The organism is Thalassospira sp. ABD4_177 (assembly GCF_056160125.1).
In genome coordinates this window covers 1-385 of the sequence record NZ_JBSWWO010000013.1, presented here as the reverse complement: position 1 = coordinate 385, position 385 = coordinate 1, and the positions used below count along the sequence as shown (strand labels likewise).

1 protein-coding gene is annotated in these 385 nt (G+C 53.8%); it reads left to right on the top strand.

Going from position 1 to position 385, the window contains the following annotated elements:
* Nucleotides 1–372 (top strand): transposase (locus ACXAF0_RS19690; RefSeq protein ID WP_475347525.1); only part of this gene is annotated, 372 nt, incomplete at its 5' end.
* Nucleotides 373–385: the final 13 nt, after the last annotated feature.

The following is a 385-nucleotide window of genomic DNA, read 5'->3' as shown; positions in this document are numbered from 1 at the left end:
GCAAATGTTCTGATGTCGCTGAAAGGTATCGGGATGAGAACCGCTTGCTTCCTGCTGGCTGGATTGCCTGAACTCGGACGGTTGGACAAAGGCCAGATTGCCAAACTGGTTGGTGTGGCACCGCTCAATCGTGATAGCGGCCTCATGCGGGGCAAAAGAACGATTGCCGGCGGCAGACAACAGGTGCGCGACGTTCTCTATGTCGCCGCACTACCTGCTATTCGCTTCGATCCGGAGATGAAAGCCTTCTACCAACGCCTCAAACAAAAGGGAAAACCCGGAAAGGTCGCGCTTGTCGCCGTCATGCGCAAAATCATTGTAAGGGCAAACGCAAGGATGCGCATATATCATGCAGCGGTCCTTGACACTTAACACCGCTGCTTTT